This is a genomic window from Kitasatospora sp. NPDC056327 (genome assembly GCF_042261735.1).
In the GTDB taxonomy this organism is placed as follows: domain Bacteria; phylum Actinomycetota; class Actinomycetes; order Streptomycetales; family Streptomycetaceae; genus Kitasatospora.
In genome coordinates, this window is record NZ_JBHJRC010000084.1 from 18,655 (window position 1) to 29,083 (window position 10,429).

6 protein-coding genes are annotated in these 10,429 nt (G+C 76.2%); 5 read left to right on the plus strand and 1 reads right to left on the minus strand.

The features are described 5' to 3' along the window. Window positions 1-2: 2 nt before the first annotated feature. Complete coding sequence (locus tag ACFCX4_RS14990) at window positions 3-3,290, plus strand: UvrD-helicase domain-containing protein (RefSeq protein ID WP_376142376.1); 3,288 nt, start codon at window positions 3-5, stop codon at window positions 3,288-3,290. A gap of 190 nt (window positions 3,291-3,480) precedes the next feature. Further along, window positions 3,481-4,740, plus strand: coding sequence for a PP2C family protein-serine/threonine phosphatase (locus tag ACFCX4_RS14995; RefSeq protein WP_376142378.1), 1,260 nt, complete (start codon window positions 3,481-3,483; stop codon window positions 4,738-4,740). 96 nt (window positions 4,741-4,836) lie between these two features. On the opposite strand, the gene ACFCX4_RS15000 is transcribed toward ACFCX4_RS14995, so the two are convergent. Beyond that, the gene (locus ACFCX4_RS15000; protein WP_376142379.1) at window positions 4,837-5,808 is read right to left on the minus strand and encodes an endonuclease/exonuclease/phosphatase family protein; all 972 of its coding nucleotides are present in this window, start codon (window positions 5,806-5,808) and stop codon (window positions 4,837-4,839) included. Between the two features lie 126 nt (window positions 5,809-5,934). Here ACFCX4_RS15000 and ACFCX4_RS15005 point away from each other — a divergent pair, with 126 nt between their 5' ends. The 3 genes from ACFCX4_RS15005 (at window position 5,935) to ACFCX4_RS15015 (ending at window position 10,324) form a co-directional block, all read left to right on the plus strand. Next, window positions 5,935-6,564 carry a PadR family transcriptional regulator gene (locus ACFCX4_RS15005; protein WP_376142381.1) on the plus strand — a complete coding sequence of 210 codons (630 nt, stop codon included), beginning with the start codon at window positions 5,935-5,937 and terminating at the stop codon, window positions 6,562-6,564. 98 nt (window positions 6,565-6,662) lie between these two features. After that, a complete protein-coding gene (locus ACFCX4_RS15010; protein ID WP_376142382.1) occupies window positions 6,663-7,436 on the plus strand; it encodes an ABC transporter ATP-binding protein in 774 nt (257 codons plus the stop codon). Then, window positions 7,433-10,324 carry an FtsX-like permease family protein gene (locus ACFCX4_RS15015; RefSeq protein WP_376142384.1) on the plus strand — a complete coding sequence of 964 codons (2,892 nt, stop codon included), beginning with the start codon at window positions 7,433-7,435 and terminating at the stop codon, window positions 10,322-10,324. The genes ACFCX4_RS15010 and ACFCX4_RS15015 overlap by 4 nt, the downstream gene beginning before the upstream one ends. The last annotated feature ends 105 nt before the right edge of the window (window positions 10,325-10,429 follow it).

Below are 10,429 nucleotides of genomic sequence, written 5' to 3' on the forward strand. Positions count from 1 at the left end.
TGGTGACCGCCGTGCTCAGCCATCCCGACCAGCTCAAGGAACTGCTGGGCATCCCCTTCAACCCGGAGCAGATGGCGGCCATCGGCGCCCCCCTGCGGCCGGCCGTCATCGTGGCCGGCGCCGGCTCCGGCAAGACCACCGTGATGGCCGCCCGGGTCGTCTGGCTGGTCGGCTCCGGTGCCGTCCGCCCCGAGCAGGTCCTCGGTCTCACCTTCACCAACAAGGCCGCCGGCGAGCTCGCCGAACGGGTCCGCGCCGCCCTGCGGCTCGGCGGCGTCGGCGAACCCGCCTTCGGGGAGCGGGGGGCCGCCGACCCCGGCGGCGAGGCGCTCGGCGAGCCCGAGATCTCCACCTACCACGCCTTCGCCGGCCGCCTCCTCAAGGAGCACGGCCTGCGCATCGGCATCGAACCCGACGTGCGGCTGCTCGCCGACGCCACCCGCTTCCAGCTCGCCGCCAAGGTGCTGCGCACCGCCCGCGGCCCCTTCCCCGCCCTCACCGGCACCTTCGCCAACCTCGTCGCCGACCTCACCGCCCTCGACGGCGAACTCGCCGAGCACCTCGTCGACCCCGCCGCCCTGCGCGCCTTCGACGAGGACCTGCTCGACGCCCTCGCCGGCGTCCGACTCACCAACGAGGACCTGCGGGCCGTCCCCGCCACCGCCCGCGCCCGGCTGGAACTGCTGCGCCTGGTCGAGGACTACCGGCGGCGCAAGAGCTCCGCCGGCCTGATGGACTTCGGCGACCAGATCGCCGCCGCCGCCCGGCTCGCCCAGCAGCGGCCCGAGGTCGGTGCCCTGCTGCGCGACCAGTACCGGGTGGTGCTGCTCGACGAGTACCAGGACACCTCCGTCGCCCAGCGCCTGATGCTCGCCGGCCTCTTCGGCGCCGGCCCCGAACAGGCCGCCGGCCCCGGGCCGGGCGGCGAGCACCCGGCGACCGGCCGGAGCGCCGCCCCGGGCCACCCCGTCACCGCCGTCGGCGACCCCTGTCAGGCCATCTACGGCTGGCGCGGCGCCTCCGTCGCCAACCTCGACGACTTCCCCCGGCACTTCCCCAACGCCGACGGCACCCCCGCCGGCCGGTACGCGCTCAGCGAGAACCGCCGCAGCGGCGGCCGGCTGCTCGCCTTCGCCAACACGCTGGCCGCCCCGCTGCGCGCCATGCACGAGGGCGTCGAGGCGCTGCGCCCCGCCCCCGGCGCCGAGACCGACGGCCTGGTGCGGGCCGCGCTGCTGCCCACCCACGCCGAGGAGATCGACTGGCTGGCCGACGAGATCGCCCACCTGGTGCGCACCGGCACCGCCCCCGGGCGGATCGCGGTGCTGTGCCGGGGCGGCGCGGCCTTCCCCGACGTGCAGGCCGCCCTCGTCGCCCGGGAGGTGCCGGTCGAGGTGGTCGGCCTCGGCGGGCTGCTCCACCTGCCCGAGGTCGCCGACCTGGTCGCGGTCTGCGAGGTGCTCCAGGACCCGACCGCCAACGCCGCCCTGGTCCGGCTGCTGATCGGCCCGCGCTGGCGGATCGGCCCGCGCGACCTCGCCCTGCTGGGCCGGCGCGCCGCCGAACTCGTCCGCACCGAGCGCCCCGAGGGCGTCGAGCCGCTCGCCGCCGCCGTCGCCGGGACCGACCCCACCGAGGTCGTCTCGCTCGCCGACGCCCTGGAGACCTTCCTGGACGCCGACGATTCGCAGGACCTCGCGTTCTCCGCCGAGGCCCGGGTCCGCTTCGCCCGGCTCGCCCGCGAGCTGCGCGAGCTGCGCCGCTCGCTCGCCGAGCCGCTGATGGACGTGCTGCACCGGGTCCTCGCCGTCACCGGCCTGGAGGTCGAACTCGCCGCCTCCCCGCAGGCGCTGGCCGCCCGCCGCCGGGAGACCCTGCACGCCTTCCTCGACGTCGCCGCCTCCTTCGCCGACCTCGACGGAGACCCCGGCCTGGCCGCCTTCCTCGGCTTCCTGCGCGCCGCCCAGGAGCACGACCGCGGCCTGGACGCCGGCCTGCCCGGCGGCGAGGACACCGTGAAGGTCCTCACCGCGCACAAGTCCAAGGGTCTGGAGTGGGACGTCGTCGCCGTCCCCGGCCTGGTCAGGGGCGCCTTCCCGTCCTCCTCCCCGCGCGAGCGCTGGACCAGCACCAAGCGCGTCCTGCCGCACGCCCTGCGCGGCGACGCCGCCACCCTGCCCGACGTGCGGGGCGGCTGGAACGCCAAGGCCGTCAAGGAGTTCCGGACCGCCCTCGCCGACCACTCGGCCACCGAGGAACTGCGCCTGGGCTACGTCGCGTTCACCCGCCCCCGGGCCCTCCTGCTCGCCTCGGGGCACTGGTGGGGGCCCAGCCAGAAGTCCCCGCGCGGCCCGTCCGACTTCCTGGAGCAGCTGCGCGAGCACGCCGAGCGGCCCGGCAACGGCGCGATCGACGTCTGGAGCGACCCGCCCGCCGAGGGCGAGGAGAACCCGGCGCTCGCCGCCCCCGTCGAACGCCCCTGGCCGCTGCCGCTGGACCCGGCCGCCCAGCAGGCCCGCCGCCGGGTCGCCGAGGTCGTCCACCGCCGGCTCGCGGGGGAGCCCGCCCCCGGACCCGAGCCGATGGGCGCCGAGGACCGCCGGCTCGTGGAGTCCTGGGACCGCGACCTGACGGCGCTGCTCGGCGAGCTCGAACGCTCCCGCAGCCGGGTCCGGGAGGTGCCGCTGCCCGCCTCGCTCTCCGCCACCCAGCTGCTGCGCCTGGCCGCCGACCCGGACGGCTTCGCGCACGACCTGGCCCGGCCGATGCCCCGCCCGCCGCAGCCCGCGGCCCGGCGCGGCACCCGCTTCCACGCCTGGGTGCAGTCCCGGATCGAACCGTTGATGCTGATCGGCCCGGGGGCGCTGCCCGGCGCCGACGACGACGGCATCGAGGACGAGCAGGACCTGGAGCGCCTCAAGGAGGCGTTCCTGCGCACCCCGTACGCCGACCGGGAGCCGCTGCGCGTCGAGGCGCCGTTCCACCTGGTGCTGGCGGGCCGGGTGGTGCGCGGCCGGATCGACGCGGTCTACCGCTCCGGTGACGACGGGTCAGAATTCGGCGGCGCGTCACGCTACGAAGTGGTGGACTGGAAGACGCACCGCGAGGAGACCGCGGATCCGCTCCAACTCGCCGTCTACCGGCTGGCCTGGGCCGAACAGTGCGGCGTCCCGCCGGAGCAGGTCACGGCCTCCTTCCTGTACGTCCGCAGTGGCCGGATCGAACAACCCGCAGGACTTCCCGGCCGAAAAGAGTTGGAACGGCTCCTGATCGGGAACAGTGAAGAATGAGTCACGCAGAGCATTCAAGTCATCACGGCATCGGGCGAAACCTGTGCGTAGTGCACGTTTCGCGCATATTGTGGGGTCGGTAACCGGTCAACCCCCGAGCTCCGGCCGCCAGCGAGGCCCGCATTCCCTAACCCTCAGTCATCACCGCAGGTGCCCCAGGGCATCGGCGTCTTCTGCTGGAGAACCGAAGTTGAGCGCGACCGGATGGATCAGAGAACGGTTCGCCGGGCCGACCCCGGGAACCTCACCCGGCGCGACCGGCACCTGGCCGAGGACGGCACTGTCGCTGCCGTTCATCGGCATGGCGCTGGTCGTCGTCCTCGACTACTTCACCGACGCCGCGGTGACCGTCGAACCGGCACTCACCGCCGTCCCCGCGCTGGCCGCCGTGGTCAGCCGGCGCACCTGGTACCCCCTCGCCATCGGCGCCCTCACCGAGGCCGCCGCGTTCCTCATGGCCGTCCACAACGACGTGCTCGGCGAGTCCGTGCACAGCGCCACCGTCTTCGCCATCGTCCTGGTCGCCGCGATCGGCTGGGTCAGCGCCACCCTGAGGCTCCGCCAGGAACGCCTCCTGGCGGACGCCCAGCTCGTCGCCTCGATCGCCCGCCGCGTCCTGCTGCGCCCGGTCCCCGACCGGGTCGGCACCGTGCGCGCCGCCGTCCACTACGCGGCCGCCGCCGCCCACGCCCGCATCGGCGGCGACCTCTACGAGGTCGTCAACACCCGGCACGGCGTGCGCGCCGTCGTCGGCGACGTGCGCGGCAAGGGCCTCGGGGCCGTCGAGACCGCCGCCGCCGTGCTCGGCGCCTTCCGGGAGGCCGCCCACCAGGAGGCCGCCCTCGACAAGGTCGCCGGCTGGCTCGCCGACAGCCTCGACCGGGCTCTGCACGAGAACGACCACCCCGGCGTGGAGGAGGAGTTCGTCACCCTCGTCCTCATCGGCGTGCGCCCCGACGGCACCGCCGAGATCGTCAACTGCGGCCACCCCGCCCCGCTGCTGCTGCGCGGCACCGAGGCCGTCCGCCCGCTCGAACTCGCCGAGACGGTGCCCCCGCTCGGTGTCCTGGACCCCGCCGACGTCCGCCCCCCGGTCCACCGGGTGCCGCTGCGCCCCGGTGACCGCGTCCTGCTCTTCACCGACGGCGTCATCGAGGCCCGCGACCGGGCCGGCGTCTTCTACCCGCTCGCCGAACGCCTCCCGCGCTGCGCCGCCGGCGGCGGCCCCGTCGACGTGCTGCGCAGGCTGCACGAGGACGTGGTGCGCCACGTCGGGCGCCAGCTCGGCGACGACGCGGCCATGCTGCTCCTGCAGTACGAGCCGCCCCCGGCCGCCGCACTCCCGCCGGCCGCCACCGCCACCGTGACCGTCCCCGCCGCTCCCGACCGGGCGCCCGCCACGCTCACCGCGCACGTCCCCCAGCAGAACGGCCACCTGTCCCGGCAGTGAGCCGGGCGGTGGCCGTTCCGGCCGGCGCCGCTGCCGGGCGCCCGGTGTCCGCCGCCGACCGGGTGTCCGCTGCTGCCCGGGAGTCCCCCGCGTCCCCTACAACGACACCCGGACCACCAGCGGACGGTGGTCCGACACCCCGGTGTGCGGCGCGGACGCCGGGCCCACCGCCTCCCGGGGCACCCCCACCGCCAGTACGTGGTCGAACTGCACGGTGGGCCGGTGCGCCGGATAGGTCGGCGTCCGGGCCAGGTCGGCCCAGCCCGCCAGCCGCGCCCGCGGCTCCCGCACCCGCCGCCGGCGCGGCTCCAGCAGCGCCGGGCGGGCGCGCCGGGCCTGCCGCAGCTCGCGCACCCGCACCCGCGGGGCCGAGCGCTCCAGCGCGCTCGCCCCGCCCAGCACCGTGCGCGGGACCGCGCCCACCAGGTTGAAGTCGCCCAGCACCAGGTACGGCTGTGGCAGGTCGGCGATCCACCGGCGGATCGCCGCCAGCTGCGCCATGTTCCAGCCCGGCACGAACGACAGGTGCGCCGCCACGACGGTGAACGGCCCCCGGTCGCCCTCCAGCACCGCCGCCAGCGCGGCCCGCGGCTCGTCCGGAACCGGGGTCAGCCCGCGCCGCCCGGCCACCCGCAGCGGCAGCCCGAACGGCGCCGGGGCGAACCGCCGGGCCCGCCAGTGCCGCACCGGCAGCCGGGTCAGCAGCGCGGTGCCGTAGGCGGGCGGTCCGCCGTCGGCGGCGTGGGCCGGCCCGTACACCCGGATCCCGGCGGGCGCCGAGGGCTCCGGCAGCCAGCCCGCCACCGGCGCGGGCCGGCCGTGCAGGGCGGCGGCGAAGCGCCAGTCGGCGGCGCCCATCGCGGCGGCGGCGACGGCGGCCTGGTCGGTGCCCCCGGAGCGGGCCTGGTGGCGGTCCACCTCCTGGAGCGCCAGGACGTCGGCGTCCAGCGCGGCCACCGCCTGCGCCAGCGGCCCTCCGGGGTCGGCCGGGAAGGGCCGCGGGGCGCCCTCGGGCGTCAGCGGCTGACCGTGCAGCAGATTGAAGGTGGCGATGCGCAACTGGCTCACGGGACCCGACGTTACCGGGCGCGGGTGCCGGCCCGCCGGGGAACCGGGGCGGCCCGTTCCCGTCCGGCTGCCCCTTCGGGCCGTCACGGTTTGACCCGATGGGCATACCCGGTATACATACTCGGTATGTCCATCCGCCACGGCCTGCTCGCCCTGCTCGACCAGGGGCCGAGCTACGGCTACCAGCTGAGAACCGAGTTCGAGGCGCGCACCGGCGCCACCTGGCCGCTGAACGTCGGCCAGGTCTACACCACCCTGTCCCGTCTGGAACGCGACGGACTCGTCGAACCCGCCGGGGAGGACGACGAGGGCCACCAGTTCTACGCCGCCACCGAGGCCGGCCGCGCCGAACTGCGCACCTGGTTCGACACCCCGGTGCCGCGCACCAACCCGCCGCGCGACGAACTCGCCATCAAGCTCGCGATGGCCGTCACCGTCCCCGGCGTCGACGTGCCCGCCGTCGTCCAGGGCCAGCGCCGGCACAGCATCAAGGCCCTCCAGGACTACACCCGCCTCAAGGCCCGCGCGCTCGCGGGCGAGGGCCGGCCCGGCGCCGCCGCGCAGCCCGCCGCCGACCTCGCCTGGCTGCTCGTCCTGGAACAGCTCATCTTCCAGACCGAGGCCGAGGTCCGCTGGCTCGACCACTGCGAGACCCGGCTCGCCCAGCACGCCGAGGTCGAACAGGCCCGCGCCGCCGCCGGGGAACGGGACGGCGCGCCCGCGCCCACCCGGTTCGGCCGCCGCACCAAGGTCTGAGCGACCCCCGCCCCGCGGGCCCGCGGGGCCCGCCACAGCAAACGAACCACGGCCCGCCCGCGCCACCTCGCGACGGGCCCCACCCAGCAGGGGGAAACGTGTCCCACACCGGTCCGAGCGGGAACGGCGCAGCCGCCGTCCTGCACCTGGACAACGTCACCCGGGTCCACGGCCAGGGCGCCGCCGAGGTGCAGGCCCTCCGCGGCGTCGACCTCAAGGTCCACCCCGGGGAGTTCGTCGCCGTCATGGGGCCCTCCGGCTCCGGCAAGTCCACCCTGCTGACCCTCGCGGGCGGCCTCGACACCCCGAGCGGCGGCCAGGTCCTCGTCGAGGGGACCGCCCTCGGCGGCCTCACCCGCAAGAGGCTCGCCGAGATCCGGCGCCGCTCCGTCGGCTACGTCTTCCAGGACTACAACCTGATACCGGCCCTCACCGCCGCCGAGAACATCTCGCTGCCGCGCGAGCTCGACGGCGTCTCCGGCCGCGCCGCCCGCCGCGAGGCCCTCGCTGCACTGGAGGAACTCGGCATCCCCGAACTCGCCGACCGCTTCCCCGACGACATGTCCGGCGGCCAGCAGCAGCGCGTCGCCATCGCCCGCGCCCTCATCGGCGACCGCCGCCTCGTCCTCGCCGACGAACCCACCGGCGCCCTCGACTCCACCACCGGCGAGGCCGTCCTCGCCGTCCTGCGCGCCCGCTGCGACGCCGGCGCCGCCGCCATGATGGTCACCCACGAGGCCCGGCACGCCGCCTGGGCCGACCGCGTCGTCTTCCTCCGCGACGGCCGCATGGTCGACGAGAGCGCCAGCCAGGACGCCGGCAGCCTGCTCGTCGCGGCCGCCGCCAACGCGAAGGGTCCGGTGGGGGAGTGAAGCCCGGTTCCTGGCGGGTCGCCCTGCGCATCGCCCGCCGCGACGCCCTGCGCGCCAAGGGCCGCAGCGCCCTGGTGATCGCGATGGTCGCGCTGCCCGTCCTCGGCGTCGCCGGCGCCGACGTCGTCTTCCGCAGCGCCGAACTCGACCCCGGCGAGAAGGCCGTGCGCGTCATGGGCCAGTCCGCCGCGGAACTCCGGATGCTCGAACGCGGCTCCACCGTCCTGCAGACCCCGGACCCGGAGGACGACTTCCGGATCGAGAACCCCGCCGACGACAAGCCGGCCGGCACCGAGGCCGTCCGCACCCCCGAGCAGCGGCGCAGCCTCGACACCGACCCCGCGGTGCTCGCCGGGCAGCTCCTGCCCGGTGCCGTCCTCGTGCCGGTGCGGCAGGGCCCCTACGTGGCCGTCACCACCGCGGAAGGCCTCGCCAACGCCCAGATCAGCGAGATGGACCTCACCGACCCGGTCTGGCGCGGACGCGTGAACATCGTCAAGGGCCGCACCCCGGGGGCCGGCCACGAGGTCGCCGTCACCCAGGAGTTCCTCGACACCTCCGGCCTGCGGATCGGCGACCGGACCGCCCCGCGCGGCCTCGAAGCCACCCCCTTCACCATCACCGGCGTCGCGGAGTACCCCGGCAACCTGCGCGCCGTCACCGTCATCGGCCGGCCGGGCACGCTGATCGAGCCGCTCAGCAAGCGGCCCGGCAGCGAGGACTGGAAGGGCCGCTACGCCGCCGGCGAGGGCTACCGCTGGGAGGTCAAGCTCCCCGACGGCGGGTCCATGACCTGGTCCAAGGTCCTCGAACTCAACAAGTACGGGTTCACCGTCGCCTCCCGGGCCGTGTTCCTCGACCCGCCCGCCCGCTCCCAGGTGCCGTTCTACGTCAAGGAGGACAGCGAGGGCGGCGGCGGCACCCGGACGGCCTTCCTCGACCGCAGGGCCGTCGTCGTCGGCGCCACCGTGATGGGCATGGCGCTGCTGGAGATCGTCCTGCTCGCCGGCCCCGCCTTCGCCGTCGGAGCCCGGCGCTCCCGCCGGCAGCTCGGTCTGCTCGCCGCCGGCGGCGGCGACCGCGCGCAGGTGCGGGCCGTCGTCCTCGGCGGCGGCGTCGTCCTCGGCATCACCGGCGCCGCGGTCGGCCTCGCCGGCGGCATCGGCATCGTCGCCCTGCTGCGCACCAGGACCGAGGAACTCGGCGGCGAGCGGTTCGGCCACCTCGACCTCCAGCCGCTCGACCTGCTCGCCATCATGCTCATCGGCCTGGTCACCGGCCTGCTCGCGGCCGTCGTCCCGGCGGTCCAGGCCTCCCGGCAGGACGTCGTCGCAGCGCTGACCGGCCGTGACACCCTCAAGCCGCCCAGCCGCAGGCTCGCCCTGCTCGGCCTCCTCATGCTCGGTGCCGGCACCGCCCTCGCCCTGCTCGGAGCCACCGGCCGCTTCGGCGGCCGCGCCGTCGCCGTCCTGGGCGGATCGGCGGTCGCCGAACTCGGCATGGTCGCCCTCACCCCCTACCTGGTCGGCCTCTTCGGCCGGCTCGGCCGCTGGCTGCCGCTCGGCCCCCGCCTCGCCCTGCGCGACTCCGTGCGCCACCGCGGCCGCACCGCGCCCGCCGTCGCCGCCGTGATGGCCGCCGTGGCCGGCTCCGTCGCCGTCGGCGTCTACGGCGCCAGCACCGACGAGGAGCTGCGACTGCAGTACACGGCCGTCGGCCCGGCCAACGCGGTCCTCGTGGCCAACGGCTGGGGCGCCGCGTCCGACGGCTCGATGCTGCCCCGGATGCGCGGCGCCGTGCAGGACAGCATCCCCGGGCTCGGCGAGCGCGCCGACGTGCAGCGGGTCGGTTTCCCCGGCGACTGCGGGAGCCCCCGGGCCGGCGGCTGCGGCTACGTCAGGGTCGCCGTGCCCGAGGAGCGCCGCTGCCCGGCCGACGGCAGGGGAGCGGAGAAGCTCACCCAGTCCGAGCGCGAGCGGATCGTCGCCGAGGACCCGCGCTGCCGGCAGACGGAGATCGTCCGGGGCAGCCGCTTCGGTGACGTCCAGGCCGGCGACGCCAGGCTGCTGCGCAACCTCTACGGGAGCGACGACCCGGCCGGCGCGCAGGCGCTCGCGGCCGGCAAGGCCGTGGTCTTCGACGAGCGCCTCGTCAAGGACGGCAGGATCACGATCGACATCGAGATGATGCCCGCACCCGACGAGGTGGTCAGCGCCGCGGACCAGGAGGCGCGCGTCCAGCACGTCAGCGTCGAGGCGTTCCTCCTCGCCCCGCCGGTCAACCCCGGAGGCGACGCCGTCCTCAGCCCCGAGACCGCCCGCCGCCTCGGCTTCGTCACCAGCGACGCCGGATCGGTCTGGCTGCCCGCGTCCGCGCCCGGCGAGGGCGCCGAGCAGAAGGCCCGCGCCGGCCTCGCCAAGCTGTCCGACGGTGTCACCTTCGAGGTCGAACGCGGCTACGAGTCCGAGAACGAACTCGTCACCCTCGGCCTGACCGTCTTCGCCGGCCTGGTCGCGCTCGGCGCGGCCGGCATCGCCACCGGCCTCGCCGCCGCCGACTCCCAGCGGGACCTGACCACCCTCGCCGCGGTCGGCGCCGCCCCGGGGGTCCGGCGGACCCTCTCCGGCTTCCAGTGCGGCGTGATCGCCGCGATGGGCGCCCTGCTCGGCGCCGTCGCAGGGGTCGTGCCCGCGGTGGCCCTGCGCAAGGTCGAGGCGGTGTCGGCGGCCTACCCCGGGATGAGCCTCCAGGAGAAGGTGGCCAAGGAGGCCCTGGTCTTCCCGTGGGCCAACATCGGCGGCACCGTGATCCTGCTGCCGCTGCTCGCGGTGGTGCTGGCCACGCTGCTCACCCGCTCGCGGATCTCGCTGCTGCGCCGCACCCACTGAGCGGCCCGCTCCCGCACCGGTCCGCACGGCAACGGTGCGGGCCGCACGGCACCGGTGCGCACCGCCCCGGTCCGCCGCCCCCGGACGCCCTCGCGCGTCCGGGGG

Coding starts and splice junctions, on each gene's coding strand:
- ACFCX4_RS15005 (WP_376142381.1), top strand. CDS start 5,935: ATGTCCATCCGCCACGGCCTGCTCGCCCTGCTCGACCAGGGGCCGAGC.